Raw genomic sequence first — 26339 nt, forward strand, 5'->3', positions numbered from 1 at the left:
CTTGAGTTGGCCGTCAGGCCGCCTCGCGGAAGATGATCGAGGCGTTGGTGCCGCCGAAGCCGAAGGAGTTCGACAGGGTGGTGTCGATCTTCCGCGGCTGCGCGTGGTTGGCCACGCGGTCGATCGGCGATTCCTTCGACGGCTCGTCCAGGTTCAGGGTCGGCGGCGCCACGTCGTCGCGCATCGCGAGGAGGCAGAAGATGGCCTCCACGGCGCCGGCGGCGCCGAGGAGGTGGCCGATGGCGGACTTGGTGGAGGACATGGCGACGCCCTTGGCGTCCTCCCCGAAGAGGCGCTCGACCGCCTCGAGTTCCAGGTCGTCGCCGAGCGGCGTCGAGGTGCCGTGGGCGTTGATGTACTGCACGTCGGCGGGGGTGATGCCGGCCGACTTGAAGGCGGCGCGCATGGCGCGGAAGGCGCCCTCATGGCCCTCGGCGGGGGCGGTGATGTGGTAGGCGTCGCCGGACATGCCGTAGCCGATGACCTCCCCGTATATCTTCGCGCCACGGGCCTTCGCGTGTTCGTATTCCTCGAGGACGACGATGCCGGCGCCTTCGCCCATGACGAAGCCGTCGCGGTCCTTGTCCCAGGGGCGGGACGCCTTGGGCGGGGTGTCGTTGAAGGCGGTGGAGAGCGCGCGGGAGGCAGCGAAGCCGGCCATGCCGATATCGCTCACCGCGGCCTCCGTCCCGCCCGCGACCATCACGTCGGCATCGCCGAGGGCGATGAGGCGCGCGGCGTCGCCGATCGCGTGCACGCCCGTGGCGCAGGCCGTGACGACGGCGTGGTTCGGGCCCTTGAAGCCGTACTTGATGGAGACGTGGCCGGAGGCGAGGTTGATCAGCGCGGAGGGGATGAAGAAGGGCGAGACGCGGCGGTGCTTGCCCTGCAGGACGAGTTGCGCGCCCTCATAGATCGCGGGCAGGCCGCCGATGCCGGAGCCGATCATCACGCCGGTGGCGCAGCGATCTTCCTCCGTCTCCGGCGTCCAGCCGGAATCCTCGACCGCTTCGGAGGCCGCCACCAGCGCGAGCTGGATGAAGCGGTCCATCTTCTTCTGGTCCTTGACCGGGATCCATTCGTTGAGGTCGAGACCGCCCTCGGCGCGCGTACCGACCGGAACCTGGCCGGCGATCTTGGCGGGCAGGTTGGAGACATCGAAGGACTGGATGGCGCCGATGCCGGACTCGCCGGCGAGCATGCGCTTCCAGACGTGTTCCACGCCGACGCCGAGGGGGCAGGCGATGCCCATGCCGGTGACGACGACGCGCCGCGGGGTGGTCAAGTGGCCGAACAAGGGTGCTCTCCCGCGTCCTGAAACGGGCTCCCGATGCGGAAAAGGGGAATCATGCCGCGTCCCGGCAGGATTCCCCCCTCAACGCACCAGGGGCGGCTCAGGCCGCCTTGTGCTCGTCGATGTACTTGATGGCGTCGCCGACGGTCGTGATCTTCTCGGCGGCGTCGTCCGGGATTTCCACCCCGAAGGCTTCCTCGAAGGCCATGACCAGCTCGACCGTGTCGAGCGAGTCCGCGCCGAGGTCGTCGATGAAGGAGGCCTCCGGGACCACCTTGCCCTCTTCGACGCCGAGGTGTTCGACGACGATCTTCTTCACCTTCTCGGCGGTCTCGCTCATCGCGCTCGTCTCTCCTGTGGGCGAACCGCCCCGATGGGGTGCCGGGCCCATGATCCGTCGCAGCGGAGGGGACCCCCCGGCCGCTGGTGGGGCGGGCGTCTAACACGGAAGTTTCACGGGTCCAAGGCGGCGGGGGCGCCCCCGTTTCCGGGGCGCGGGCGCCTTTCGGACCAAAGGGGCGCGGGTCAGCCACGGCCGGCGACGAGGATGAGGTTGCCGTCGGGGTCGGCCAGGATGAAGGTCTGGGCGCCCCAGGGCTCGTCGCGGAGGGTGACGGGGAAGCCGGCGGCCGTGAACTCACGGGCCAGGGCTTCGGCGTCGTCCAGGGTGATGACCGCGGACAGGGCTTGAGGGGTTTCGGCCCGGAAGGCTGCCGTGAAGGGGTGGCGGTCCACGTGGCGGAGGGCAAGGTGGGCGCCGCCGCGGGCGATGCCGGCGTAGGTGGGCGGGTCGCCCCAGCGGAAGCGTTCGGCGAAGCCGAGGCGGGACCAGAAGGTGAGGGCCGCCGGGAGGTCCGTGACGAAGAGCATGGGCTCGGCGCGGAGCGGGTGTGGAGTCACCGGTGCGGTGCCCCGGCTTCGGGGTTCGCGGGCCGTCGGCGGGCTTCGGACAAAAGGCAGGGGCGGGCCGCGGCGCGCCGGCGAGCAGCGCGTTCTGGTGGCAGGGAAGAGCGCCTGGGGGCTGATATCGGTGCGGCGCGCTGGTGATCCGGCGCCCGGGCCCGCTGCCGTCGGACAGGAGACAGGCTCGCGGCTCGGCCGGCGGCAGGACGGTGAACGGCGCGTTGCTGAGAGAGGGGCGGTGCCCAGCGGGATGAGCGGACGGGTCCACGTCGTGCCTCCCTGAACGCGAGCAGCGGAACCTAGGCCACCTGTCTCCTTCTGTCAATAATTTCCTTGATCCGTAGGTGCCTCCCGGAGAGGGTTGCATCGTTCGGCGACCGAGCATCCCGAGGCCTTCCTCGCCAAGCACGGTCACCGGCCTGCGACGCCCTTCCACCCGGCACCGGGTCGCCGCATCGTCCGCCGTAACGGAACGGGGAATGGGCGGAATGGACGACGTGCTGCTGGTGCGGGGCGTGCGGCCCTGGGGCGGGGCGGAGGCGGACATCCGCGTCGAGGGCGGGCGGATCACGGCGGTCGGGGCGGGGCTGGCGGCGCCGGAGGGCGCGCGGGTGATCGAGGGCGCGGGGCGCATCGCGATCCCCGGGCTGGTCGAGGCACACACGCACCTCGACAAGAACATGCTGGGCCTGCCGTGGTACCGGAACGAGGTCGGGCCGCGGCTGATCGACAAGATCGACAACGAGCGGCTGAACAAGCGGCGCCTGGGGATCGAGCCGGGGACGCAGTCCATGCGCCAGGCCGTGCGGTCGCTGGCCTACGGCTCCACGCATATCCGCAGCCACGTGGACGTGGATACCGAACACGGGATGTGGGGCATCGAGGGCGTGATGGCGACGCGCGACGCGCTGCGCGACGTGCAGTTCATCGAACTGGTGGCGTTCCCGCAGTCGGGGCTGCTCGTGCGGCCGGGGACGCTGGAGCTGCTGGACCAGGCGCTGGCGATGGGGGCGGAGGTCGTGGGCGGGCTCGATCCCTGTTCGATGGACCGCGATCCGAAGGGGCACCTGGATGCGGTGTTCGGGCTCTCGCAGAAGCACGGGCGGCCGGTGGACATCCACCTGCACGAGCCCGGCGAGATGGGTGGGTTCTCGATGGAGTTGATCGTCGAGCGCACGCGGGCGCTGGGGATGGCCGGGCGGGTGGTGGTGAGCCACGCCTTCTGCCTCGGCGCGCCGGAGATGGATGGGTTGATCGAGGCGGTCGCGGCGGCGGGGATCGCGATCATGACGACGGGGGCGCCATCGCGTCCCGTGCCGCCGGTCGCGAAGCTGCGGCGCGCGGGGGTGGTGGTCTGCGCAGGGAATGACGGGATCCGCGACACGTGGAGCCCCTACGGCAACGGGGACATGCTGGAGCGGGCGATGATCCTGGGCCTGCGCAACAACCTGCGGCGCGACGACGAGGTGGAGATGGCGCTGCGCGTCTGCACGGAGGGCGGGGCGGCGGCGATGGGGGTCGAGGGTTACGGCCTCGACGTCGGGTGCTGGGCCGACCTCGTGCTGCTTCCCGCGGAGAGCGTTGCGTCGCTGGTCGTGGACCGGTCAGCGGATCGGATGGTGATCCGGCGGGGGCGGATCGTGGCGGAGAACGGGGTCGCGGTGGTGGGGGCGGCGTGAGCGGCGTGGCGTCGCCAATGCTGCCGTGGGGACGGCTCGACGGGAGGACGCTGCTGACGGCGCGGTGGGTCGTCGGGCATGTGGGCGGGCGGCACCGGCTGTTCGAGCAGGGAGAACTGGTGTTCGAGGGGGAGCGCGTCGTCTTCGTCGGGCACGGGTTTCCGGGGGAGGTTGCGCGGCGCGTGGATTACGGCGCGGCGCTGATCGGGCCGGGCTTCGTGGACCTGGATGCGCTGTCGGACCTCGATACGACGATCCTCGGCTACGACAACGGGCCGGCCTGGAAGAAGGGGCGGGTCTGGCCGCGGGACTACGTCGAGGGCGGGCCGGTGGAGATGGTTTCGACCGACGAGCTGGTCTTCCAGAAGCGCTACGCCTTCGCGCACCTGCTGCGGAACGGGATCACGACGGCGTTGCCGATCGCATCGCTGTTCTACCGGGAATGGGGAGAGACCTGGGACGAGTTCGCGTCTGCCGGGGAGATCGCGGAGGGGCTGGGGCTGCGGGTGTATCTCGGGCCGGCGTATCGGACAGGGAATCAGGTCGTCGAGGCGGACGGGACGATCGGGACCGTCTTCGACGAGGAGCGGGGGCTGGCGGGGTTGGCCGAGGCCGTGCGGTTCTGCGAGGCCTTCGAGGGGCGCGCGGGCGGGTTGGTGCGGACGATGCTGGCGCCGGATCGCGTGGAGACGTGTACGCCAGAGCTTGTGCGGCGCGGTGCCGCGGCGGCGCGGGAGATGGGCGTACCGCTCCGGCAGCACTGCTGCCAGTCGCGGATCGAGTACGAGCTGGTGCTGCGGCTGCGCGGGATGAGTCCGCCGGAGTGGTTGGAGAGTCTTGGGGCGCTCGGGCCATGGGCCTTGCTGCCGCACGGGACCTTCGTGTCGGGGTCGTCGCGCGTGTCGCGGCCGGGGCGGGACCTGGAGATCATCCGGGATAGCGGCGCGGCGATCGTTCATTGCCCGCTGGTCTCGGCGCGGGGCGGGAACGTGATCGAGAGTTTCGCGCGGTACCGGCGCACGGGCATCCGGATGGGGATGGGGACGGATACCTGGCCGGCGGACATGGTCGCGAACATGCAGGCGGGGATGATGCTGTGCCGCGTCGTGGAGAGCGACGCGATGGCGTGCCGGTCGGAGGATTACTACGACGCGGCGACGGTGGGCGGTGCCGATGCGTTGGGGCGTCCGGACCTCGGGCGGCTGGCGGTCGGGGCGATGGCGGACATCACGGTGTTTGACCTGTCGGCACCGCATCTGGGGCAGGTGATCGATCCGATCCAGACGATGATGATCGCGGGGCGGGGGACAGACTGCTCGACCGTGATCGTGGGGGGGCGGGCGTCGGTGCAGGGCGGGGCGATCCCCGGCGTGGACTGGAAGGATTTCACGGCGCGGGCGCAGGCGCAGTTCGGGCGGGTGATGGCGGGGTATCCGCGGCGGACGCTCGGGCATCCGCCGGTGGAGGAGATCTTTTCGAGCGCCTATCCGGTGGAGCGGCGTCCCGGGGCGTAGAGCGCGCGGCGCGTATCGCCGGCGAGCCAGGCATCCAGCGCCGTCGCGGCCGCGGCGCCGAGGAGTTGGGCTGCGATGAAGGCGGGTGCGTCGACGGGACGGATGCCGGCGAAGGTGTCGGAGAGGGCGCGCGCGATCGTCACGGCCGGGTTCGCGAAGGACGTCGAGGAGGTGAACCAATACGCCGCGGTGATGACCGCCGCGACGGCGGCGGGCGCGGCGGCCGGGTTGCGGCGCGCGCAGCCCCAGACGACGGAGAGCAGGGCGAAGGTCGCGACGAATTCGCCGGTCCATTGCCCCGCGCCGGTGCGGGCGGTGGTGGACGCTTGCAGGATCGGCAGGTCGAACATGGCGTGGGCGAGCCAGACGCCGAGGATGGCACCGAGGGTCTGCGCGGCGAGGTAGGGCGGGACATCGGCCCAGGGCAACGCGCGCCTTGCGGCCAGGGCGAGGGTGACGGCGGGGTTCATCTGCGCGCCGGAGACGGGGCCGAAGGTGAGGATCAGCGCGACGAGGGCGCCGGCGGTGGCGATGGTGTTGGCGAGGAGCGCGACCGCGACGTTCCCGCCGGACAGGCGCTCGGCCATGATTCCGGAGCCGACGACGGCGGAGAGGAGGAGGGCGGTCGCGACGACCTCGGCGACGGCACGCTGCGGGAGCGGAGTGGTCACGTCGCGCGCGCCAGGCGCTGGCCGGAGGAGTCCACCACGGCTTCGCCGTCCTCCTTCGCGAAGGCGGCGCGCTGCGGATCGGGGAGGATGTCGAGAACCGTCTCCGACGGGCGGCAGAGGCGGACGCCGAGCGGGGTGAAGACGACGGGGCGATTGATAAGGATAGGGTGCGCGAGCATCGCGTCGAGCAGCGCGTCGTCAGGCAGCGAGGGGTCGTCGAGGCCGAGTTCGGCGTAGGGCGTGCCCTTCTCGCGCAGCAGGGCGCGGACGGGGATGGCCATGCGGGCGATCGCGTCGGCCAGCGTCGCGCGGTCGGGCGGTGTCTTGAGATACTCGACGATCCTCGGCTCTGCGCCGCTGTTGCGGATGAGGGCGAGGACGTTGCGGGAGGTTCCGCAGGCCGGGTTATGCCAGATGGTCACCGTCATGCGGGCTGCCCGGCGTGCGGGACGCAGCAGGGGGCGGCGGCACGCGGCGCGACGGGTGCGGCGCAGCAGGCCGCGTCCTGCAGGGCGGGAGGCGGGGCGGGAGGCGGGGTCGCGGCGGCGCGAGGCGGCGCGAGGGCGCTCGGGGTGCAGCAGGCCGTCGCTTCGGCTTCGGCGAGGCGTTCGATGGCGCCGCCCTGGCCGTAGGTCGTGCTCTCGCCGTGGGTCCAGAAGGTCTCCCAGGCCACGCCGGACGGGTCGGCGATCCACTGCTTCTCGGAGCGGGCGTAGCAGCAGGTGGCGTCCGGTTCGGCCAGGACGGGGCCCTCGGCGGCGGAGAGGCGGGTGAAGACTTCGGCCAGTTCGGACTCGTCCTCGGCCTGGATGCCCAGGTGCTCCACACCCGGCGCGGCGCCGCGGGCGGAGATGGCGAAGTTCACGCGGGGGTCGTCGAGCATCCACTTCGCGTAGTCGTCCTTCACGACCGTCGGCGGGGTCGCGAAGAGGGCGCTGTAGAAGCGAAGGGAATGGTCCAGGTCGGTGACGGAGACGTGGACGTGGATGCGCTTCATGCGATCCTCCTCTCGGGGGTGGCCGGCGCGCAGGCCGGGGGGCAGAGAGCGGGCTGGGCGGTGCCGCAGCAGTTCTCGGTGAGGAAGCCGACGAGGTCGCGCATGGCGCCGAAATCGGCGGCGTAGATGAGGTGGCGACCCAGGCGGCGCTGCGTGGCGAGGCCGGCGCGGAGCAGGTGCTGCAGGTGGAAGGTGAGCGAGGACGCCGGGATGCCGAGGCGCTCGGCGATGAGGCCGGCGGCGAGGCCGTCGGGGCCGCGTTCGACGAGGAGGCGGAAGACGGCGAGGCGGTGTTCGTGCGCGAGGGCGCCGAGGGCGGTGACGGCTTGAGGAGAGTCCAAGGCGGGCCTCCGATATTTCGAGGATTGTCGAATAGCGTGGGTCATCTCGTGACGCAACGAGTTTCGTCGAAGGGTGATGTGCGACGCCGGCTCCGTCGCGCGGGGGGCGGGCGGTAACCGGACGCGTGGCGGCGGGGGGCACACGACGCACGCGACCATTCGTCCGATGAAACGGCCATGGCGGGGCCTTACGGTCCGCCGGAACCGTGCCCCGGGCTCGGGCGGGGTCTTTGGCCGCGCGGCGGGCCGGCGGCGACAGGATGCGCTGCGGCCGGCCGGCGCGAGCCAGGAGTCTTGCCATGTCAGTGCCGCCGGTTCGCGCGAAGGAGTCGGGCTATCGCTGGTTCGTCGTCGCGGGCGCGGCGACGATGCTCGCGATCGCGATGGGGCAGCTGGTGAACGGGCTGTCGGTGTTCTTCGTGCCGCTGGAGCGGGAGTTCGGCTGGGCGCGGGGCTCCGTCGCGCTGATCAACACGGCGGGGCTGGTGGGGCTGGCGCTGGGTGGGATCGTGATGGGCGCGGTCGCGGACCGGGCACGGATCCGGGACGTCTGCCTTACCGGCGTGGTGGCCGTGGGCGTCTGCGTGGCGCTGGCGTCGCGTGCGGAGGCGCTGTGGCAGTTCTACGTGCTGTTCTTCGTGGCCGGGCTGCTCGGGGCGGGTCTGTTCGCGCCGTTGATCGCGCTGGCGGGGAACTGGTTTCCGGCAGGGGCGGGGCTGGCGATCGGGATTGCCTCGGCCGGGCAGGCGGTCGGGCAGGGTGGGGTGCCGTTCGGGGCGGCCTTCCTGATCGAGGCGCTGGGGTGGCGCGGGGCCTTCCTGGCGGAAGGGATGATCTCGCTCCTCGTCACGGTGCCGCTGGCGTTGCTGATGCGGGAGGCGCCGCGGCCCGGCGTGTCCGTGGCGGCGGCGGGTGGGCCATCGGCGCCGCTGGCGCCGGCGACGGTCGTCGTGTGCCTCAGCGCAGCGGTGCTGTTCTGCTGCACCTGCATGTCGGTGCCGCTGATGCACCTGGTGCCGCTGATCCAGGGGCTCTGCATCTCCGGGTCGGATGCGGGGGGCGTGCTGTTCGCGATGCTGATCGCGGCGGTGGCGGGGCGGGTGGCCTTCGGGAAACTGGCGGACGTGATCGGGCCGATGCCGGCCTACCTGACGGCATCGCTGTGGCAGACGATGGCGGTCTTTGCCTTCACGCGGATCGAGGGACTGTCGGGCTTCTACGTCTTCGCGCCGATCTACGGCTTCGGCTATGCCGGCGTGATGACGGGGCTGCTGGTGACGGCGCGGGCGCTGACACCGCCGGCGCGGCGGGCCTCCATGATGGGTGTCATCCTTTCCTTCGCCTGGCTCGGGCACGGGCTCGGCGGGTTCCAGGCGGGGTATTTCTTCGACGTGGCCGGGAGCTACGTGCCTGGCTTTGCCAATGCGGCCTTTGCAGGGATCGCGAACCTGCTGATCGTCGGCGGGCTGATGGTCGCGGTACGGCGGGGAAGGTTCGACCCAGCCGGCGCGAGGATACGGACAAGGCTACGCAGCCCGCTAACGCCTGACGATCCGCCGACCTCAGGTGCCGAGGGAGGTGTCGTCGTGCCGGCTCGTAGCATCAGGTCTTGAAACGCATTGAAGCCGTCATCGGCGGGCAACAGGCGTGCTGTTCTGACTGCTGATGCGGCAAGGCGGATCGCACGCTGAAGCTATCATCCGGCCGAACTGCTTGTCCTAAACGGGCGCCACTATCGGGTAAGGTGCTAGAATGAAGGGCTTCCTCCTCTCCGCCGCTCTTGGCGTCGTGCTACTGGCCGCTGCCGCATCGCTTCCCTCAGGGCGGGCCGAGGCGTGTTCGCGCGGGTTCAGGGTGTTCTTCGGCGAGCGCTCCGACGAGATCACGGAACGCGGCAGCCAGATGCTGGACGAATTCGTACGTTATTTCAGGTATCAGAGAACACCGACCGAGAACGAAGCGCGGGTGGGTTGTGGTCCGCTTCCGCCGGGGGACTACAGGGTTCTCATCCGTGCGAACGCAGACGATCCCGGGACCCGCGATCAATGTGCCCTGAGCCTCGCGCGCGGGCATGCCGTGCGGGCGCGCCTCGCCCTTCTCGGCATTCCGGAAGCCTTCATCGCCGTGGAGTCGTTCGGGGATCGCCGACGACTCGTGTCCTGGCGCGACGGGACACGGGACGCGCAAAACCGGAGCGTCGAGATCGAGGTCGTGGCGACCCGAGTCGTCGAGGAACGGAGTCCCTATCCTCGATTGCGTGACCGCCCGGACCGCGCCTGCCCCGAGGAATCACCGGGCAAGTAAACTGGCACCGTGCTCGTCGGCAGTGGCCGCCGTGCTGCCGAACAAGGTCCAGGAATTCCCTCAGATCATCGCCATGCCGCCGTTCACGTGCAGCGTGACGCCGGTCGTCCAGGCCGCCTCGTCGGAGGCGAGGTAGACGACGGCGGCGGCGATGTCGTCCGTCCCGCCCATCTTGCCCATGGGGATGCGGGAGAGGAGCGTCGTCTTCTGCTGCTCGTTCAGGGCGTCGGTCATCGCGGTCTTGATGAAGCCGGGGGCGACGACGTTCACGGTGACGCCGCGGGGGGCGACTTCCTGGGCGAGGGCCTTGCTCATGCCGATGAGGCCGGCCTTGGCGGCGGCGTAGTTCGCCTGGCCCGGGTTGCCGGTGACGCCGACGATGGAGGCGATGGAGACGATGCGGCCGGTACGGCGGCGCATCATGCCGCGCAGCGCCGCGCGGGCGAGGCGGAAGGGAGCGGTCAGGTCCACCTCGATCACGTCGGACCAGTCCTTGTCGCCCATGCGCAGCGCGAGGCCGTCGCGGGTGAGGCCGGCGTTGTTGACGAGGATGTCGAGGGAGCCGAAGGCGGCCTCGACCTGTTCGACGAGCCTCGCGGGGGCCTCGGGGTCGGAGAGGTCGGCGGGGGCGACGAGTGTGCGGTCGCCGAGGTCGGCGGCGAGCGACTGCAGTTCGGACTCGCGGCGGCCGGTGAGGGCGACCTTCGCGCCCTGCTTGTGCAGCGCACTGGCGATGGCGGCGCCGATGCCGCCCGTGGCGCCGGTGACGAGGGCGGCCTTGCCATCAAGCCGGAACATGGGCGTCTCCGTCGAAGCGCTTCAGCATGAAGAAACGAGAGTGGCCGGGCGGGCTGTCCGGCAGTTCCGCGAAGAGGCGGTAGCCTTGCTTCTCGTAGAAGGGGCGGCCCTGCCAGCTCAGCGTGTCGAGGTAGCAGCCGATGCAGCCCTCGGCGCGCGCCCATTCCTCGGCGCGGCGCAGGAGGTCGCGACCGACGCCGCCGCGGCGGAGGTCCTCCGGGAGCCAAAACAAGAGGACGTGGAGCCAAGCGGCGTAGCGCTGGGCGAGCAGCCCGCCCGCGGGCGCCTCCTCGCCGTCCCGGAAGACCATGAGACGGAGCGGCTTCCAGCCGTGAGGGCCGACGAAGGGGGCGTTGAAGGCCTCCAAGCCCGCGTGGAGGACGGGCCCGAGAGGGGTCTCATCGTCCTCGGAGAGGATGATCCGCATCAGAGCGCCTTCAGCACCGCCTCGATCTCCTGCGGGGTCGCGCAGGAAAGGGCGCGGGCGTCGGGGGCGTTGCGCTTCATCAGGCCGGTCAGGACCTTGCCGGCGCCGACCTCGACGAAGGTGTCGCAGCCCAGCGCGGCCATGGTGGCGACGCATTCGCGCCAGCGGACGGTGCCGGTGACCTGCTTGACGAGGAGATCGCGGATCTCAGTGGGGTCGGTCGCCTTCGCGGCGGTGACGTTGGCGACGACGGGGACGAAGGGGGCGCGGGGCGGGTCGCTCTCCAGGGCCTCGGCCATCGCGTCGGCGGCGGGGGCCATGAGGGAGCAGTGGAAGGGGGCGGATACGGGGAGGAGGACGGCGCGGCGCACGCCCTCGGCCTTCGCCACCTCGACGGCGCGCTCGACGGCCGCCTTGTGGCCGGAGAGGACGATCTGCCCGCCGCCATTGTCGTTCGCGACTTCCACGACGGCGCGCTCGCCGGTCGCGGGGTCCTCGGCCGATTTCGTAGCGATGGCGATGGCCTGGTCCATCTCGGCGCCGAGGAGGGCGGCCATGGCGCCGGTGCCGGCGGGGGTCGCCTTTTGCATGGCGTCCCCGCGCAGGCGCAGCAGGCGGGCGGCCTGGGCCACGTCGAAGGCGCCAGCAGCGGCGAGGGCGGAGTATTCACCGAGGGAATGGCCGGCGACGAGGGCGACGCGGTCCTTCAGCGCGAAGCCGCCTTCCTTCTCCAGCACCCGCAGGACGGCCAGCGACATGGCCATGAGGGCGGGCTGGGCGTTGGCCGTCAGGGTCAGTTCCTCGCCCGGGCCTTCGAACATCAGGCGGGAGAGGTTCTGGTGGAGGGTCTCGTCCACCGCCTGGAACACCTCCCGGGCCGCGGTGAAGGCGGCGGCGAGGTCGCGGCCCATGCCGACGGCCTGGCTGCCCTGGCCGGGGAAGACGAAGGCGATGGCCATGATGCGGTGGGTGTCCCCCTGGTGACGGGCCCGCGAGGGGCGGGGCGGGGTAGCGGCGGGGGGATGGGGTGTCAACGGCGGTGGGTGGGCCATGGCGCGGCGAAACGCGCGTGCCGCCTTCCCGACAAAGGACTTCCACGCCTCGGCAGGCATGCCGGCCGTTCGCGAAACGGACGACCTTCGCGAGGGTGCACCGCGGGGGCGGCGCGCGGGAGGTGCCGGCGGCGGAGGTGGACGACGTGGTCGAGCGTATGCAGGACCTCCGGCCAGGGATGGCCCTTCTCCGGGAAGGCGTCGCCGAATTCGTCGAGGGTGGCGCTGCCGCCGCTGCGGGGGTGGGCAACCTCATCGGCGTAGCAGTCATGCCAGCGGAAGCCGTCGGACCAGTTGCGGAAGCCGGCTTGTTGCGGAGTGGGGCGACGGCCTCGCCCACTCTCTCCTCGGGTGAAAAGAAGCCGATGATGCGATGATCCCCGCCGTCATGGAGATCGTCGGTTGCGGCGATCTCGACCTGCGCGAGCTCGTGGACGCGGGGCGCCTCCCCGGCGTCGGCCGGGGCTTTCTGGTTCATGCCCTCCCTCCTCGACGCTCCCCCCGCGGCCGATACCCCCGGACGGCCTCCATGATCTGGCCGGACTCGCTGCGCTGGCCGGTGTTCCCGCGGCGGCGCTCCCGTCCGACCGGATACCGTTCGTCCATGAGGCGTCTCGCATCATCCTGGTGGGTTTCGCCCTCGAACGGTGGGCGGCTGCGCCCCCGGGTCGGTACGTCCGTCGCCGCTCCCCTTCCCGACTGACCTTCGCGGCGGACCATGGGCGGGCGGAGCGGGCGCGGTCCGCCCCGGCCTCCTCCCTGGCCGGGCGGCAGGACCGGGCGGGGCTGGACCGTGTTCGGGCGGCTCCGGCGCAGCGAGGCGATCGGGCGGGGTGGTAGGTCGCCCGACATGCTGCCGTAGCGGTTGCGGGACCGGCGCCCGACGGGGATGAGCAGGCCGTCGCCGGAGGCGCCGCGCGGGTGGGGGCGGCGACCTGTTGGACGACGCCCTTCCGGGTGCGCGCGTAGGCGCGGACGTGGACGCCCGCGCAGCCGCCGCCGGTCCGCCGGCGGGACCTGCCGAAGGCGCGATAGCGGTCGGTGAGCCAGGCGGCGAAGGCCGCGCGACCAGGGCTCGCGGGGGAACGGTCGCGCGGGTCGCGGATAGCGGCGCGGGGGTCGGCTTCAGTCAGCGCGACGGTGTCGGACATCGGCGGGCCTCCGCCGATGTTCCCAGACAACCATCCTGCGAAAGCTAATGTCTTCCTGTTTGCCGGATGGTTGTCCGGCGCGGCTTCAGCGCCGGGAGGGGGCTGTCGCCGGGGACTGCGGCGCCGGCGAAGGCGTTGCTGGCGCCCCCGGGGGCGGCGACGCGTTGTCCAGCAGCGACGGCGCGCGGAGGGGCGAGCCGTCGAGGTTGAAGCGCTCGACGCGCGCGGCGTCGCGGATGCGCTGGACCGCGGCGTTCACCGTCTCCTCGAAGGCCTGCTGGCGCAGGGTGTCGCGGGTTTCCTCGAAGGTCGGGGCGGGGGCGGCGCGGCGGGCCTCGACCTTGATCACGTGCCAGCCGAAGGGGGTGCGCACCGGGGACGGGGAGATCTGGCCGGGCTGGAGCGCGAAGGCGGCCTCCGCGAATTCCGGGATCATGTCGCCCCGCTTGAAGAAGCCGAGGTCGCCGCCCTGCTGCGAACCGGGGCCGGAGGAGCGGCGGCGCGCCACCTCGGCGAAGTCGGCGCCGGGGCGGCGCACTTCCTCGAGGGCGGCGCGGGCATCGGCCTCGGACTGGACGAGGATGTGGCGGGCCTGGACCTCCTCCTCCGGCTGCCGGCCGGCGTTCGCGGCGTCGTAGCGGCGGCGCAGGGCCTCGTCGGTCAGCGCGGGCTCGACCTCGCGGCGGAGAAGGGCTTGCTGGAGGGTCTCGTCCTCGGCGCGGCGGATCCGGCGCTGGACGTCGGGGTCGCGCTCCAGGCCCTCGGCGCGGGCGCGGATGACGATGGCCTTCTGGGCGACCAACTGGTCCACGATGAGGGGGTAGAGCATCGCGGGCGGGGCGGAGCGGAGCTCGTCCGGCAGGGCCTCCGCGGCGTCACGGACGTCGGAGAGGCGGATCTCCTGGCCCTCGACCCGGGCGACGACGGGGTTCTGGTCGGGGCCGGGGGTGGCGGGCGCGACCTGGGGGGTGGGCTGCTCGGTCCGGGGGCCGGCGGCGGCGGCCGGGGGCGTGGCCGGCGTCGTAGCCGGCGTCGTGGTAGGCGACGTGGTAGGCGCCTGGGCGTAGGCCGGCAGGGCGAGGAGGAGCGCGGCGCTGGCGAGGAGGAGACGACGCATCGGGGGAGTCCGGGAAGGAAGGGGCGTTCCCCATGGCAGAGCGTCCACCGCGCCACAAGCGCGGCCGGCGCGGACCGGGCCGTTCGCCGGGGTCGTTGATCGGGGTCGTTGATCGGGTCGTTCCAAGCGGACCGCTCCATGCGGGCCGTTCCCGGGTCGTCACGAGCGCGCGCGCGGATGGGGGCGGCGGGGTGGTTTCGTTGACCGGCCCCCTGCCCTTCCCTATCTCTGCGACCTTGCTCGCCGGGCCCGTCGCCTCCCGCCGCGCCGGCCCTTCGGTGGCCCGCGGAAGACCTCCCGCCCGGCCCCGGAGAAGCCTTACCCGATGTTCGCCCGTCTCGCCCGCATGGTCTTCGGTTCCTCGAACGACCGTGCCCTCAAGCGCTACCAGGCCCGCGTGCCCGCCATCAACGCGATGGAGCCGGGGATGGCCGCGCTGTCCGATGATGCGCTGCGCGGCAAGACCGACGAGTTCAAGGAGCGTCTGGCGAAGGGCGAGACGCTCGACGACATCCTGAACGAGGCGTTCGCGGTCTGCCGCGAGGCGGCGAAACGGTCGCTCGGCATGCGGCACTTCGACGTGCAGATGATCGGCGGCATGGTGCTGCATGACGGCAAGATCGCGGAGATGAAGACAGGCGAGGGCAAGACCCTCGTCGCGACGCTGCCGGTCTACCTGAACGCGTTGAGCGGCAAGGGTGTGCACGTCGTCACGGTGAACGACTACCTGGCCTCCCGCGACGCGGACTGGATGGGGAAGCTGTACAACTTCCTCGGGCTGTCCGTCGGCAAGATCGTGTACGGGCTGTCGGACCCGGAGCGGCGCCAGTCCTATCACGCCGACATCACCTACGGCACGAACAACGAGTTCGGCTTCGACTACCTGCGCGACAACATGAAGTACCGGCTGGAGGACATGGTCCAGCGCGACTTCGCCTACGCCATCGTGGACGAGGTGGACAGCATCCTGATCGACGAGGCGCGGACGCCGCTGATCATCTCCGGGCCGACCGACGACCTGTCCGACCTCTACAACCGCGTGGACATCGTGGTGAAGGAGGTCGTGAAGGATCCGTCCAACTTCGAGAAGGACGAGAAGATGAAGACCGTCTCCCTCACGGAGGCGGGCACGCAGGTCGTGGCGGATGCTATGACGGCGGCGGGGATGCTGGAGGAAGGCGACCTCTACGACTTCCAGAACGTGACGCTGGTGCACCACGTGAACCAGTCGCTTCGGGCGCATACGCTCTTCGCGCGGGACGTGGACTACATGGTGCGGGGCGGAAAGATCGTCATCATCGACGAGTTCACCGGGCGCGCGATGGAGGGGCGGCGGTATTCGGAAGGGCTGCACCAGGCGCTCGAGGCGAAGGAGCACGTGGAGGTGCAGCCGGAGAACCAGACGCTGGCCTCCATCACCTTCCAGAACTACTTCCGGCTGTTCCCGAAGCTGGCGGGGATGACGGGCACGGCCTCGACCGAGGCGGACGAGTTCGCGGAAATCTACAAGCTCGAGGTCATGGAGATCCCGACCAACGTGGCGGTGGCGCGGGCGGATGCGGACGACGAGGTGTATCGGTCCGCGGCGGAGAAGTACGAGGCTGTTGCCAACCTGATCATCGAGGCGCGGGACCGGGGGCAGCCCTGCCTCGTCGGCACGACGTCTATCGAGAAGTCGGAGCACCTGTCGGCGGCGCTGAAGGCCAAGGGCATCCCGCACCAGGTGCTGAACGCACGCTACCACGAGCAGGAGGCGGCGATCGTGGCGCAGGCCGGGCGCCCCGGCGCGATCACCATCGCGACGAACATGGCGGGGCGCGGCACCGACATCAAACTCGGCGGCAATGCGGAGATGCTGGCGCGGGCGTCCTTCGCCGGCGAGCCGGACGGGCCGGAGTTCGAGGCGCGGCTGGCCGAAATCCGCCGCGAGGTCGAGAGCAACGCGGAGAAGGTGAAGCAGGCCGGCGGCCTCTTCGTCATCGGGACGGAGCGGCACGAGAGCCGGCGCATCGACAACCAGCTGCGCGGCCGGTCGGGGCGCCAGGGCGACCCGGGCGCGTCGCGGTTCTTCCTGTCGCTGGAAGACGACCTAATGCGGATCTTCGGGTCCGACCGGATGGGCGGGCTGCTGGAGAAGCTGGGGTTGAAGGAGGGGGAGGCGATCATCCACCCCTGGATCAACCGGGCCCTGGAGCGCGCGCAGAAGAAGGTCGAGGCGCGGAACTTCGACACGCGCAAGAACCTGCTGAAGTACGACGACGTGATGAACGACCAGCGGAAGGAGGTGTACGCCCAGCGGCGTCAGCTCATGGCCGCGGCGGACGTCGCGGAGACCGTGGCGGAGATGCGGCGCGAGGTGATCGCGGACGCGGTGGCGCGCGGTATCCCGGAGAATGCCTACCCTGAGCAGTGGGACCTGGAGGGGCTGACCAACCGGGTGCGGGAGACACTCGGGCTCGACCTGCCGATCGCGGAATGGGGCCGCGAGGAGGGGATCGACGAGGAGGCGGTGCGCGAGCGCATCCAGGCCGCGGCCGACCAGTCCTATGCCGCGCGCAGCGCCAATATCGGCTTGGAGCGGATGCGGGAGGTGGAGAAGTCCATCGTGCTGATGGTCTTCGACAAGGTCTGGAAGGACCACCTGCTGTCGCTGGATCACCTGCGGCAGGGGATCGGCCTGCGCGCCTACGGCCAGCGCGACCCGCTGAACGAGTACAAGTCCGAGGCCTTCAACCTGTTCAACAACATGCTCGCGGAGATGCGGGAGGAGACGACGCGCTGGCTGATGCAGGTGGAGCTGGCGCCGGAAGCGCCGCTGCCCTCGCCGGAGCCGGTGTCCTTCACGGACATGCGGCATCCCGCGCCGGACGGGTTGGACCCGGGCTACGACGCGGCGCCGTCCTACGGCATGGCGGCGACGCAGGAGCTGACCACGCGCGGCGTGGACGGGGTGGACCCGAACGACCCGACGACCTGGCACCGGACCGCACGGAATGCGCCCTGCCCCTGCGGGTCGGGGAAGAAGTACAAGCACTGTCACGGGCGGGGGTGATCCCCGCGCGACCGACGCGACAGGCGCGCTGACGCTCGCGACCATGTTTCTCGTGCGCAACGCCCGGGGGCCGCTATGTTGGTGGCTACGGGCGGTACAGCAGGGAGAGACCCCGACGATGATCAAGACGCGCATGGGCCTGGTGGCGATGGCGGGGCTGGCGGTGGCGGCGTGCACGCCGCAGGTCGGCCCGACGCAGGCGCAGCACAGTGCGGCGGTGCAGGCCTGCACCTACGGCGACCGGAACGCCTGCTACAACGCCCAGGCCCTTGCGCCGGCCGCGCAGGTCGAGGCGCAGCAGAACGCGCAGAACGCGGCGGTCGGGACGGCGGTGGCGGCGGGCCTGGCCGGCGCGGTCGCGGGTGCCGCGATCACCAGCGCGGCGACGCCGCGGTACTACTACGGCCCGCGCCACTACTACGGGCGGCCCTACTACCGGGGCTGGTGACTTGGGGGCCGGCGTCAGACGACCCCGGCGCGGCCCATCTCCAGGAACTTCTCGCGCCGGCGCGCGCGCAGCGTGCCGGGGTCGAGTTCCATCAGGGGCGCGAGCGAGGCCTCGATGCGGTCGCCGACGGCGGCAATCGTGACCTCCGGCTCCCGGTGCGCGCCGCCGAGCGGTTCGGCGACGACATTGTCCACGAGGTTGAGGCGGCGCAGGTCCTCGGCGGTCAGCCGCAGGGCCTCGGCGGCCTCCGGCGCCTTGGCGGCGTCGCGCCAGAGGATGCTGGCGCAGCCTTCCGGCGAGATCACGCTGTAGACCGAGTGCTCGAGCATCAGGACGCGGTCGGCGGAGGCCAGCGCGATGGCGCCGCCGGAGCCGCCTTCGCCGATGATGGTGGCGACGAAGGGCACGGGGGCGTCCAGGCCTGCCTCGATCGCGCGGGCGATGGCCTCGGCCTGGCCGCGCGCTTCCGCTTCGATTCCGGGGAAGGCGCCGGCGGTGTCCACGAAGGACAGGATCGGCAGGCCGAAGCGTCCGGCGAGTTCCATCAGGCGGCGGGCCTTCCGGTACCCCTCAGGTCGCGCCATGCCGAAGTTGCGGGCGACGCGGGAATCGGTGTCGGTTCCCTTCTCCGTGCCGAGCACGACCACGGGCGTCCCGCGGAAGCGGCCGAGGCCGCCGACCACCGCCGCGTCATCGGCGTAGGCGCGGTCGCCGGCGAGCGGGGTGAAGTCCTCGATGAGGTGGTTCACGTAGGCGAGGCATTTCGGTCGGTCGGGATGCCGGGCGACGAGCGTCTTCTGCCAGGGGGAGAGCTTGGCGTAGGTCGCGGCGAGGAGTTTCTCCGCCTTGTCGCGCAGGCGGCCGACCTCGTCGGCGACATCGATGCCGCCGGCGTCCGTCGTGCGGCGCAGTTCCTCGATCTGGCCTTCGAGTTCGGCAATGGGTTTTTCGAAGTCGAGGAAGTGGCGCATCTCGGTCCGCTGGGGCGTGCCGGGTCGCGGCCCCGGGTGGGGCCACGCGCGGGGCAGGCGGGTGGAAGTGGCGGGGCGGGATAGCCGAAGGGGGGCCGGGCGCCAGACCGGCGGGCGGCCCGGCGGATGCCGCCCCGGCGCGTGGGGGAGCGGGACCGGGGCACGCGCCCCCGCCCGGCCCCAAAGCCCCTTGCCGGCCCTCCGCGGGCGTAGTCTCAAACGGTGCCTGAGCGCGAGGCGGCTAGGCGAAGACCGAGATGTCGGCGGCCGTGAGTGCCGGGGCGCCCGTCAGGGTGGCGATCAGGAGGCGTGCGCCGCTGCCCGTCCCGTCCGCGTCCCACCAGAGGCTGGCGACGTCGGTCTCGTAGATGAACTGGCCGAAGCCGGCCGTCGCCAGGCCGGTCTCGTTCGAGACGAAGCGGTTGGCGGCAAGGGCACCCTGGGCCAGGCCGCCGCCGAAGCCCGCCGCCGAGACCTCGATCCCGTCGTCCACGGCGGCGAAACCGGTGATGACGTCGCGGCCTTCCGCGGCGGAGGCGTAGCGGAAGGTGTCGAGCCCCGCGTCGCCGTAGAGGCGGTCGGCGCCGGCGCCGCCGACGATCGTGTCGTCCCCGGCGCCGCCCTGGATCATGTCGTTGCCGCCCGCGCCGGAGAGGAGGTTGGCGCCGGCATTGCCCGTGATGCGGTTCGCGTCGGCGCCGCCCGTGCCGGACAGGCCGGCGGTACCGGTCTGGGTCAGGCGCTCCACGCCGTCGGCGAGGGTGAAGGAGACGGAGGCCGTGACGCTGTCGTACCCGTCGCCCCCCGTCTCGTCCACGATGCAGCCGGCTTCCGTGACGATGTAGGCGTCGTCGCCGGTGCCGCCGCGGAGCGTGTCTCCGGCGCCGCCATAGAGCTTGTCGGTCCCCTCCCCGCCGAGGAGGAGGTCGCTGCCGGTGCCACCGACGAGGATGTCGTTCCCGCCGGCGCCGTCGAGGGTATCGTCGCGGCCGCCGCCGTTGAGGAGGTTGTTGCCGGTGTTGCCGGTGATCTGGTTCGCGAACCCGTTGCCGATACCGTTGATGTTCCCCTCGAAGAGAAGGGTGAGGTTCTCGAGGTTCGCACCGAGGGTGTAGGTGAAGCCGGCCTCGACGGTGTCGGTTCCCTCGCGCGCGGCTTCGACCACCACGTCGATGTTGGCGTCCGATTCCAGGCGGTAGGTGTCGTTCCCCGCCCCGCCGACGAGGCTGTCGGTGCCGGAGCTGCCGTCGAGCCGGTCGTCGCCGGCGCCGCCGATCAGCGTGTCGTTGCCGGTGCCGCCGTCGATCGTGTCGCCGAGGGCGGTGCCGCTCACCGTGTCGTTGCCGGCGTTGCCGGAAAGGTTGAGGCCGGCGGCCAGGCCGCCGTTGGACCCGGCATAGGTCGAGAAGTCGAGGACGTTGTTCGCGGAGTTGCCCTGGATCAGGTGGTTGCCGTTGGTCTCCACGCGCTCGATCGAGACGAGGCGGGCGGAGGAGTCGAGCGTGATGTCGAAGCCGAGGAAGAGGGTGTCGGTGCCGGTGCCGCCGTTGAAGCTGCCGATGCTGCCGACGTTGTCGCCGACGAGGGTGTCGTTGCCATCGCCGCCCGAGAGCGTGTTGGTGCCGGTGCCGCCGGAGAGGCTGTCGTCGCCGGCCCCGCCGTTCAGGACGTCGTCGCCGGCCGCGCCTTCCAGCGTGTCGCCGAGCGCGGCGCCGGTGATCGTGTCGTTGCCGCCGGCGCCGAAGACGCGGAGGCCGGCCGCGCTGCCGTCCTGGAAGGTCGCATAGCCCGTGAAGTCCAGGGTGTTGCCGTTGTTGTCGCCCTTGATGACGGCGTTCCCGACCCGGTCGATGCGTTCGACCGAGGTGAAGATGGCGGTGCTGGGGATCTCGGTGTCGAAGAGGAGCAGGAGCGTGTCGGCGCCCGTGCCGCCGTTGAAGGACGCGATGGTGCCAATGTTGTCGGCCTGCACCGTGTCGTCTCCGGCGCCGCCGAGGAAGGTGTTGCTCCCGCTGTCGCCGTAGAGGGTGTCGTTGCCGTCGCCGCCGTCCTGGGTGTCGTTGTCGTTGCCGCCATCGAGGCTGTCATCGCCGCCGAAGCCGAGCAGGAGGTCGTTGCCCAGCCCGCCGTAGAGGGTGTCGTTCGCCGCGTCGGATGCCGGGCTGGAGGTCGCGCCGCCGTAGATCGTGTCGGCGGTGTCGGTGCCGTTGCGCTGGTCGGCGCCCGGGGTTCCGTAGATCGTCGCCATGGGTCGCTCCGGGGCAGGTCGGCGCGTGTCGCGCGCGGCGTGGGGGCCGGTGCGCCGGGCGACGCGCCGCGGCGCGTGGCGGCGCGGCTGCGGCCAGGACGGGCGGAAGGTGCGGGAGGGGAACGGTTCGCGCCAGCAACCATCGGTTGCGGGCGGCGGTCGGGCGGCCGCGGTCCCCGCCGGCCGGGATGCCCGTCAGCCCGGGTGGCCGAAGGGGGTGGCGGGGCTGGCGGCGGTCTCCACCCAGACGGATTTCGCGGCGGTGTAGGCCAGCAGCGCTTCCCGCCCGGAGGACCGGCCGAAGCCGGAGCGACCGAAGCCGCCGAAGGGGGCGGAGACGTGGATGGTCTTCGTGCCGTTGATCCAGACCGTGCCGGCGCGGATCGCGGCGGCCATCCGGTGGGCGCGGGCGGGGTCGGCGGTCCAGATGGAACCCGCGAGGCCGTAGGGCGTGGCGTTTGCGAGGGCGACCGCCTCCTCCTCCGACGCGAAGGGGAGGACGGCGAGGACGGGGCCGAAGACCTCTTCCCGCGCGATCTCGGCATCGGGGGCGACGCCGTCCAGGATCGTCGGGGCGTACCAGTACCCGGGGGAGTCGCGCAGGGCATCGGGGGCGGCGCCGCCGGTGGCGATCTGGGTGCCACCACCGGCCGTGGCGTCGCCGACCATGCGGGTGATGCGGTCGAGCTGGCGGCGGTTGTTGACGGGGCCGATCTGGGTCGCGGGGTCGGTCGGGGCGCCCACGGGGATTCGTGCCGCGGCGCGGGAGAGGCGTTCCACGAGGGCGTCGCGGATGCTCTCGTGCACCAGCAGGCGGGACCCGGCGACGCAGGACTGGCCGGCGGCGGCGAAGATGGCGGCCTGGGCGCCGAGGATGGCGCGGTCCAGGTCGGCGTCGGGGAGGACGATGTTCGCGGACTTTCCGCCGAGTTCGAGGATGCTCGGGACGATGTTGCGTGCGGCTTCGGACGCGATGCGGGCGCCGGCCTCCGCGCTGCCGACGAAGACGACGAGGCGGGTGTCGCGATGGGCGACGGCCGCGGCGCCGGTGGTGGGGCCCGCACCGGCGAGAACGGAGACGAGGCCGCGCGGGATGCCCTCCGCGCGGTCGCAGAGGGCGCCGAGGACGAGGGAGGTGAGCGGGGTGAGTTCCGAGGGCTTCAGCACCGTCGCGTTGCCGGCGCATATGGCGGGGGCCACCTGCCAGCCCGCGGTGAAGACCGGCGCGTTCCAGGGCGTGATCTGCACGACGGTGCCGAGCGGTTCGTGGCGCGTATAGGCGAGGTGGCCGGAGGGGACGGGGATGACCTCGCCGTGCAGCTTGTCGCACCAGCCCGCGTAGTATTCGAACATCTCGGCGACGCGGGCGACCTCCGCGGTCGTGTCGCGGATGGGTTTTCCGGCCGACAGCGTCTCCAGTTCCGCGATGTCAGCGGCGTGGGCCCGGATGAACGCGGCGACGTTCCACATCGCGCGTCCGCGTGCCGCGGCGGGGAGTGCGGTCCAGGCGCGCTGGGCCTTGGCTGCGGCCCCGAAGGCGGCGTCAACGACGGGGGCGCCGGCATCGGCGTAGGTGAGGATGGTGCGGCCGTCGGCGGGGTTGGTGAGGGTGAGGGATTCGCCGGTGCCGGGGAGGATCTCGCCGGCGACGAGGCTGCCGACGACGTCGGTGCCGAGGAGGGTGCGCAGGAGGGTGCGGACGCGGGGAGATGCGTCGGGGAACAGGCCGTCAGGCATCGGGGGTGCTCCGGTAGTCGGCCATGCGGGTGAAGTCGTCCGTATCGGGCATCGCGTCGCGGGATCCGTGCCAGAGGGCGTGGACGAGGGCGGAGAGCGGGGCGTCGAGGCCGGTCTCCGCCGCCAGCGCAGTGGCGAGGGCGACGTCCTTGCGCATCAGGCCGGCGGTGAAGCCGCTGTCGTAGGTGGCGGGGAGGATCCAGCGCGGGATCATCGCCTCGGTGACGGCGGAGCGACCGGTGGCGGCGTTGACGACCCGCAGTGCGTCGGCGGCGGGCAGGCCGGCGGCTTCGGAGAGGCGCAGCGCCTCGCGCGCCGTGATCAGGTGCGCGGCGACGAGGAGGTTGTTGACGAGCTTCGCGACGTTGCCAGCCCCCGATGCGCCGACATGGAGGACGGTGCCGGCGATGGCGTCGAGGACGGGCTTCGCGGCCTCGAGGTCCGCGGCGTCGCCGCCGGCCATGACGGTGAGCGTGCCCGCGCGGGCACCGGCGGGGCCGCCGGAGACGGGCGCGTCCACGAAGCCGTGGCCGGCTTCGGCGAGGCGGGCGTGAAGGCGTCGGGAAGTGCCGGGGTCCGAGGTCGTGGTGTCCAGGACGACGACGCGGCGGTCGCGGCGGGACAGCAGGGCGTCGCGTTGCGTCAGGACCGCCTCGACGTCGCGGGCGAAGGGGAGCGACAGGACGAGGATGTCGGCGGCGCGCAGCGCGTCGCGCGCCTCCGACGTGAAGCGGATGCCGGCCTCCACGGCGGCGTCGCGACGCGATTCCGACAGGTCCTGGCCCAGCACGTCGAAGCCCGCGCGGGCCAGGGTGCCGGCCATGCCGAGGCCCATGTTGCCGAGGCCGATCACCCCGACGGTTCCGATCGCCATCCGCTGTCTCCCGATGGGCGGCAGGATCGACGGGCGGGCAGGGCGCGGCAAGCGGGGCGCGGCAAGCGGGACGGGCGCGGTTGACAGGGTCGGCAGCGCGCCCGACCAATCCGGCTCTCCCGCGACATGAGGAACGACGCGCCGGTGCCACGGATTTCGACGGTGCCCGCGCTGTTCCTCGGGATCCTTCTCATGCTCGGCGCGGCGGCGCTGGCCTATGGCGTGCGGCTGGCGGGGCTGGAGCAGGTCGTGCGCTGGCTGGCCTACGCCCTGATCGCGGTACCCGTGCTGTGGGTCGCGGCGATGTCGGCGCGCGGGGTCCTGGCGATGGTGCTGGGCGGGGTCGGGCTGCTGGCGCCGGCGGTGTTCGTGGCCTTCCTGCTCGACGTCGCGGTGGCGGGGGCGGAGCAGGAGGGGCCGGTCGCATCGGCGACGGGGGTTTCGTGTCGGCGTGGCGGTTCGGCGATGCCTGGCCCATCCCCTCACGCGGGCGGGCCGTGGGCGTGACGCGGCGGGGGCGGGCGGGGCGGGACGTGACGGCGGAGTACGCGGTGGCGCCGGTCGTGCCGTTCTCCTGGACGCCGGACCGGCCGGTGACGGCCTGGGCGGTGGCACCGGGGCGGGAGGCGCCGCCGGGCTGGGCGGAACGCCGCGGTCGCCTGGTGGCGTTGCTGCCGGACGAGCGGGTGGAGGAGGCGGTGGCCGCCGCGGCGCGGGAGGCTCGGCTGGTGAACCGGCCCGGCGTGCCGGTGGGTGTGTGGGTGACGGGCGAGGACGATCCGGTCCGCGACGCGGCGACGGCGCTGGCCGTGACGGGGCTCGGCGGCCTGGCGGGATGGGTGGCGGCGCTGATGCTCTCGGCGCGGCGTCAGGAGGCCGGGGGCGTCCGGCCTGAGCATCGCCGTTCGGGCGTGGGCCGGCCAGTTCGACCACGCCGCCCCGTGCGGCGATGGCGGCGAGGTCGCTGGCGTGGCGGCGGGCCAGGGCGGCGCGGGCCTCATCGCCGAGGAAGCGTGCGCGGGGGCCTAGGCGGGCGCGTTCGGCCACCGCGAGGACCGCGGCGCGGAGGAGGCGGACGCGGTCGCGCGGCCAGGCGTCATTGAGGGCGGCGACGGCGCGATACTGGGCCGCGGTGTAGGACGGGTTCACGGGCGCGGCCGGTATCCGCGAGGGGGGCGGGGCGCCCAGGCGCGCGAAGAGGTCGGCGAGGACGGCGTCGGGGTCCGCCCGCAGCCAGGCGTGGTCGTAGATGACGAGACGGTCGTCGGGACCGGTGAGGGCGGAGGCGATCTCCTCGATCGTCGGGAGCCAGGAGAGGCGGGGGAGGTCGAGGCCGGCGGCGTAGGCGGGGAAGCCCGCCGTGTCGCCGAGGCGGACGCGCTGGAGGAAGGCGGATTCCACGAACTCGTCGAGGCGGCGGATGACGAGGAGGATCGTTGTGCCGCGGGGGCCCAGGGCGGCGCGGAGGAGGGCCACCGTCTCGTGGCAGTGCTGGTAGAGGCGGTCGGGGGCGTTGCCGAGGTCGGTGCGGAGGTGGCCGAGGGCGGTTTCGTCGGAGAGGAGGACGGCGCGGGGCGCGGCGGGGGCGATCAGGGCGGCGGCGGCGGTGCGGACCGCATCGGGGCCGGCCGGGTCGCGGCGCCAGGAATCCAGGTTGCGGGAGATGCCGCGGCGGAAGGCGGCGTGCGGGACGTAGGCGATGCCGGCGTTGGCGAGGCGCGCGGCTTCCGCGGCGAAGACGTGCTGGAGGAAGGTGGAACCCGTCTTGTGGGCGCCGAGATGGGCGAAGAGGAGCCCCGGCGCGCTCACGCGGGCTCGGCGAGGGGGTGGTGCGTTTCGACGAGAGTGCGGAGGCGTTCCTCGAGCACTTGCGTGTAGATCTGCGTAGTCGCGACGTCGGCGTGACCGAGGAGGAGTTGCAGCGAGCGCAGGTCGGCGCCGCGCGCGAGCAGGTGCGAGGCAAAGGAGTGGCGGAGGACGTGCGGCGTGACGCGCGAGGGGTCCAGGTTCGCGGCGAGGGCGGCTTCGCGCATCAGGTTGTTCAGGCTCTGGCGCGTGAGGTGGCCGGAGGCGCCGTGGGACGGAAAGAGCCAGCGGGAGCCCGGTTTTCCGCGCAGGGCGTCGCGGGCGGCCAGGCCGGCGACGCGGGCGCGCCCGGAGATGGGGACCAGGCGTTCCTTGCCGCCCTTGCCGCGGACGACGACGAGGGGCGCGTCCTCCCGCATCGCGCTGGCGGGCAGGGCGACGAGTTCGGAGGCGCGGAGGCCGGAGCAGTAGAGGAGTTCGCAGGCCGCGCCGGCCACCGCGCCCTTGCGGCCGGGGAGGGCGAAGGCGGCGTCGATCAGGGCCTCGACCTCTGCCTCGCGCAGCGGCTTGGGGAGGAGGCGGTCGCGGCGGGGGCCGTCCAGGGCTTCGGTGGGGTCGTCGGTGCGGATGCCCTCGCGCGCGAGGAAGCGGTGGAAGCCGCGCAGCGAGGACAGTCTGCGGGCGGCGGTGCGGGGGGAGAGGCCGAGGGCGGCGAGGTGGCCGAGATAGCGGCGGAGGGTTTCGGCCGACATGGCCGAGGGCCCCTCCCCGCCTGGCGCTGCGCGAAATGGGCGGCGTCCTCGAGGTCGGAGCGGTAGGCCAGGAGGGTGTTGCGGGCCGCGCCCTTCTCCGCCGCGAGCGATTCGAAGAAGGCTTCCACGTGCCGGTCCGCCGCGATGCGGGCGCGGTCCTCCGGGGGGATCTCGGGCGGGGCGGGTGGCCGTGGCACCGGGTG

General features: G+C 72.3%; 25 protein-coding genes and 1 pseudogene. 10 read left to right on the plus strand and 16 right to left on the minus strand.

Annotated elements, in window-relative coordinates; translation table 11 throughout:
• Positions 1–13: 13 nt before the first annotated feature.
• The 3 genes from fabF to ACE7GA_RS04495 form a co-directional block, all read right to left on the minus strand.
• A complete protein-coding gene (gene fabF, locus ACE7GA_RS04485) occupies positions 14–1285 on the minus strand; it encodes a beta-ketoacyl-ACP synthase II (RefSeq protein ID WP_376096222.1) in 1272 nt (423 codons plus the stop codon).
• A 109-nt stretch (positions 1286–1394) separates the two neighbouring features.
• Positions 1395–1634, minus strand: coding sequence for an acyl carrier protein (locus tag ACE7GA_RS04490; RefSeq protein WP_376096225.1), 240 nt, complete (start codon positions 1632–1634; stop codon positions 1395–1397).
• A 185-nt stretch (positions 1635–1819) separates the two neighbouring features.
• Positions 1820–2194 carry a VOC family protein gene (locus ACE7GA_RS04495; protein ID WP_376096228.1) on the minus strand — a complete coding sequence of 125 codons (375 nt, stop codon included), beginning with the start codon at positions 2192–2194 and terminating at the stop codon, positions 1820–1822.
• 491 nt (positions 2195–2685) lie between these two features.
• Here ACE7GA_RS04495 and ACE7GA_RS04500 point away from each other — a divergent pair, with 491 nt between their 5' ends.
• Entirely contained in the window at positions 2686–3876 is a 1191-nt protein-coding gene (locus ACE7GA_RS04500; RefSeq protein WP_376096231.1) for an amidohydrolase family protein, read from the plus strand.
• Complete coding sequence (locus ACE7GA_RS04505; protein ID WP_376096234.1) at positions 3873–5390, plus strand: amidohydrolase family protein; 1518 nt, start codon at positions 3873–3875, stop codon at positions 5388–5390. Before ACE7GA_RS04500 ends, ACE7GA_RS04505 begins: the two co-directional genes overlap by 4 nt.
• On the opposite strand, the gene ACE7GA_RS04510 is transcribed toward ACE7GA_RS04505, so the two are convergent.
• The 4 genes from ACE7GA_RS04510 to ACE7GA_RS04525 are packed head-to-tail and all read right to left on the minus strand — an operon-like array spanning position 5360 to position 7399.
• Positions 5360–6061 (minus strand): aquaporin, encoded by a 702-nt coding sequence (locus tag ACE7GA_RS04510; protein ID WP_376096237.1) that lies wholly within the window; start codon positions 6059–6061, stop codon positions 5360–5362. The two genes, ACE7GA_RS04505 and ACE7GA_RS04510, sit on opposite strands and share 31 nt — an antisense overlap.
• On the minus strand, positions 6058–6489 hold the full coding sequence (gene arsC, locus ACE7GA_RS04515; RefSeq protein ID WP_376096240.1) for an arsenate reductase (glutaredoxin): 432 nt from the start codon (positions 6487–6489) through the stop codon (positions 6058–6060). The genes ACE7GA_RS04510 and arsC overlap by 4 nt, the downstream gene beginning before the upstream one ends.
• Positions 6486–7058, minus strand: coding sequence for an ArsI/CadI family heavy metal resistance metalloenzyme (locus ACE7GA_RS04520; protein WP_376096243.1), 573 nt, complete (start codon positions 7056–7058; stop codon positions 6486–6488). Before ACE7GA_RS04520 ends, arsC begins: the two co-directional genes overlap by 4 nt.
• Positions 7055–7399, minus strand: a complete 345-nt coding sequence (locus ACE7GA_RS04525; protein WP_376096246.1) for an ArsR/SmtB family transcription factor — start codon at positions 7397–7399, stop codon at positions 7055–7057. The genes ACE7GA_RS04520 and ACE7GA_RS04525 overlap by 4 nt, the downstream gene beginning before the upstream one ends.
• 299 nt (positions 7400–7698) lie before the next feature.
• On the opposite strand from ACE7GA_RS04525, the gene ACE7GA_RS04530 reads away from it, so the two are divergent.
• Together ACE7GA_RS04530 and ACE7GA_RS04535 are read left to right on the plus strand one after the other, a co-directional pair.
• Positions 7699–9012 carry an MFS transporter gene (locus tag ACE7GA_RS04530; RefSeq protein WP_376096249.1) on the plus strand — a complete coding sequence of 438 codons (1314 nt, stop codon included), beginning with the start codon at positions 7699–7701 and terminating at the stop codon, positions 9010–9012.
• A 139-nt stretch (positions 9013–9151) separates the two neighbouring features.
• Positions 9152–9703, plus strand: a complete 552-nt coding sequence (locus tag ACE7GA_RS04535) for a hypothetical protein (RefSeq protein ID WP_376096252.1) — start codon at positions 9152–9154, stop codon at positions 9701–9703.
• 60 nt (positions 9704–9763) lie between these two features.
• On the opposite strand, the gene fabG is transcribed toward ACE7GA_RS04535, so the two are convergent.
• From fabG to fabD, 3 genes are read right to left on the minus strand one after another with little or no spacing between them, the layout of a single operon-like run.
• On the minus strand, positions 9764–10501 hold the full coding sequence (gene fabG / locus ACE7GA_RS04540; protein ID WP_376096255.1) for a 3-oxoacyl-[acyl-carrier-protein] reductase: 738 nt from the start codon (positions 10499–10501) through the stop codon (positions 9764–9766).
• A complete protein-coding gene (locus ACE7GA_RS04545; protein ID WP_376096258.1) occupies positions 10488–10928 on the minus strand; it encodes a GNAT family N-acetyltransferase in 441 nt (146 codons plus the stop codon). Before ACE7GA_RS04545 ends, fabG begins: the two co-directional genes overlap by 14 nt.
• Positions 10928–11887 (minus strand): ACP S-malonyltransferase, encoded by a 960-nt coding sequence (gene fabD / locus ACE7GA_RS04550; protein WP_376096261.1) that lies wholly within the window; start codon positions 11885–11887, stop codon positions 10928–10930. The genes ACE7GA_RS04545 and fabD overlap by 1 nt, the downstream gene beginning before the upstream one ends.
• Before the next feature lie 188 nt (positions 11888–12075).
• Between fabD and ACE7GA_RS04555 the strand changes: the two genes are divergently transcribed.
• A complete protein-coding gene (locus tag ACE7GA_RS04555) occupies positions 12076–12357 on the plus strand; it encodes a hypothetical protein (protein WP_376096264.1) in 282 nt (93 codons plus the stop codon).
• Positions 12358–13216: 859 nt separating this feature from the next.
• Here ACE7GA_RS04555 and ACE7GA_RS04560 read toward each other — a convergent pair.
• On the minus strand, positions 13217–14248 hold the full coding sequence (locus ACE7GA_RS04560; RefSeq protein WP_376096267.1) for a peptidylprolyl isomerase: 1032 nt from the start codon (positions 14246–14248) through the stop codon (positions 13217–13219).
• A 325-nt stretch (positions 14249–14573) separates the two neighbouring features.
• Between ACE7GA_RS04560 and secA the strand changes: the two genes are divergently transcribed.
• Positions 14574–17300 carry a preprotein translocase subunit SecA gene (gene secA / locus ACE7GA_RS04565; RefSeq protein ID WP_376096270.1) on the plus strand — a complete coding sequence of 909 codons (2727 nt, stop codon included), beginning with the start codon at positions 14574–14576 and terminating at the stop codon, positions 17298–17300.
• A gap of 118 nt (positions 17301–17418) precedes the next feature.
• The gene (locus ACE7GA_RS04570; RefSeq protein ID WP_376096273.1) at positions 17419–17748 is read left to right on the plus strand and encodes a hypothetical protein; all 330 of its coding nucleotides are present in this window, start codon (positions 17419–17421) and stop codon (positions 17746–17748) included.
• Between the two features lie 14 nt (positions 17749–17762).
• On the opposite strand, the gene ACE7GA_RS04575 is transcribed toward ACE7GA_RS04570, so the two are convergent.
• The 4 genes from ACE7GA_RS04575 to ACE7GA_RS04590 form a co-directional block, all read right to left on the minus strand.
• Positions 17763–18719, minus strand: coding sequence for an acetyl-CoA carboxylase carboxyltransferase subunit alpha (locus ACE7GA_RS04575; protein WP_376096276.1), 957 nt, complete (start codon positions 18717–18719; stop codon positions 17763–17765).
• Between the two features lie 241 nt (positions 18720–18960).
• Entirely contained in the window at positions 18961–20967 is a 2007-nt protein-coding gene (locus tag ACE7GA_RS04580) for a beta strand repeat-containing protein (protein WP_376096279.1), read from the minus strand.
• 195 nt (positions 20968–21162) lie between these two features.
• Positions 21163–22704 (minus strand): aldehyde dehydrogenase family protein, encoded by a 1542-nt coding sequence (locus ACE7GA_RS04585; RefSeq protein ID WP_376096282.1) that lies wholly within the window; start codon positions 22702–22704, stop codon positions 21163–21165.
• The gene (locus ACE7GA_RS04590; RefSeq protein ID WP_376096285.1) at positions 22697–23578 is read right to left on the minus strand and encodes an NAD(P)-dependent oxidoreductase; all 882 of its coding nucleotides are present in this window, start codon (positions 23576–23578) and stop codon (positions 22697–22699) included. The genes ACE7GA_RS04585 and ACE7GA_RS04590 overlap by 8 nt, the downstream gene beginning before the upstream one ends.
• Before the next feature lie 126 nt (positions 23579–23704).
• Between ACE7GA_RS04590 and ACE7GA_RS04595 the strand changes: the two genes are divergently transcribed.
• The 3 genes from ACE7GA_RS04595 (at position 23705) to ACE7GA_RS04605 (ending at position 25456) form a co-directional block, all read left to right on the plus strand.
• Positions 23705–24085 (plus strand): hypothetical protein, encoded by a 381-nt coding sequence (locus ACE7GA_RS04595; protein WP_376096288.1) that lies wholly within the window; start codon positions 23705–23707, stop codon positions 24083–24085.
• Positions 24082–24681, plus strand: coding sequence for a hypothetical protein (locus ACE7GA_RS04600; protein ID WP_376096291.1), 600 nt, complete (start codon positions 24082–24084; stop codon positions 24679–24681). Before ACE7GA_RS04595 ends, ACE7GA_RS04600 begins: the two co-directional genes overlap by 4 nt.
• Positions 24682–24817: 136 nt before the next feature.
• The gene (locus ACE7GA_RS04605) at positions 24818–25456 is read left to right on the plus strand and encodes a hypothetical protein (RefSeq protein WP_376096294.1); all 639 of its coding nucleotides are present in this window, start codon (positions 24818–24820) and stop codon (positions 25454–25456) included.
• Here ACE7GA_RS04605 and ACE7GA_RS04610 read toward each other — a convergent pair.
• Positions 25384–26282: pseudogene (locus ACE7GA_RS04610) on the minus strand (tyrosine recombinase). The gene ACE7GA_RS04605 and the pseudogene ACE7GA_RS04610 overlap by 73 nt on opposite strands.
• Positions 26283–26339: the final 57 nt, after the last annotated feature.

The sequence above is a fragment of the Roseomonas sp. CCTCC AB2023176 genome (genome assembly GCF_042259275.1).
In the GTDB taxonomy this organism is placed as follows: domain Bacteria; phylum Pseudomonadota; class Alphaproteobacteria; order Acetobacterales; family Acetobacteraceae; genus Roseomonas.

Bases quoted from the DNA above. Each gene is read 5' to 3' on its own strand.
- ACE7GA_RS04520 (WP_376096243.1), bottom strand. From the start codon at position 7,058: ATGAAGCGCATCCACGTCCACGTCTCCGTCACCGACCTGGACCATTCC.
- ACE7GA_RS04590 (WP_376096285.1), bottom strand. From the start codon at position 23,578: ATGGCGATCGGAACCGTCGGGGTGATCGGCCTCGGCAACATGGGCCTC.
- arsC (WP_376096240.1), bottom strand. From the start codon at position 6,489: ATGACGGTGACCATCTGGCATAACCCGGCCTGCGGAACCTCCCGCAAC.
- ACE7GA_RS04545 (WP_376096258.1), bottom strand. From the start codon at position 10,928: ATGCGGATCATCCTCTCCGAGGACGATGAGACCCCTCTCGGGCCCGTC.
- secA (WP_376096270.1), top strand. From the start codon at position 14,574: ATGTTCGCCCGTCTCGCCCGCATGGTCTTCGGTTCCTCGAACGACCGT.
- ACE7GA_RS04500 (WP_376096231.1), top strand. From the start codon at position 2,686: ATGGACGACGTGCTGCTGGTGCGGGGCGTGCGGCCCTGGGGCGGGGCG.
- ACE7GA_RS04530 (WP_376096249.1), top strand. From the start codon at position 7,699: ATGTCAGTGCCGCCGGTTCGCGCGAAGGAGTCGGGCTATCGCTGGTTC.
- ACE7GA_RS04490 (WP_376096225.1), bottom strand. From the start codon at position 1,634: ATGAGCGAGACCGCCGAGAAGGTGAAGAAGATCGTCGTCGAACACCTC.
- ACE7GA_RS04580 (WP_376096279.1), bottom strand. From the start codon at position 20,967: ATGGCGACGATCTACGGAACCCCGGGCGCCGACCAGCGCAACGGCACC.
- fabD (WP_376096261.1), bottom strand. From the start codon at position 11,887: ATGGCCATCGCCTTCGTCTTCCCCGGCCAGGGCAGCCAGGCCGTCGGC.
- ACE7GA_RS04595 (WP_376096288.1), top strand. From the start codon at position 23,705: ATGAGGAACGACGCGCCGGTGCCACGGATTTCGACGGTGCCCGCGCTG.
- ACE7GA_RS04560 (WP_376096267.1), bottom strand. From the start codon at position 14,248: ATGCGTCGTCTCCTCCTCGCCAGCGCCGCGCTCCTCCTCGCCCTGCCG.
- ACE7GA_RS04570 (WP_376096273.1), top strand. From the start codon at position 17,419: ATGATCAAGACGCGCATGGGCCTGGTGGCGATGGCGGGGCTGGCGGTG.
- ACE7GA_RS04585 (WP_376096282.1), bottom strand. From the start codon at position 22,704: ATGCCTGACGGCCTGTTCCCCGACGCATCTCCCCGCGTCCGCACCCTC.
- fabG (WP_376096255.1), bottom strand. From the start codon at position 10,501: ATGTTCCGGCTTGATGGCAAGGCCGCCCTCGTCACCGGCGCCACGGGC.
- ACE7GA_RS04575 (WP_376096276.1), bottom strand. From the start codon at position 18,719: ATGCGCCACTTCCTCGACTTCGAAAAACCCATTGCCGAACTCGAAGGC.
- ACE7GA_RS04535 (WP_376096252.1), top strand. From the start codon at position 9,152: ATGAAGGGCTTCCTCCTCTCCGCCGCTCTTGGCGTCGTGCTACTGGCC.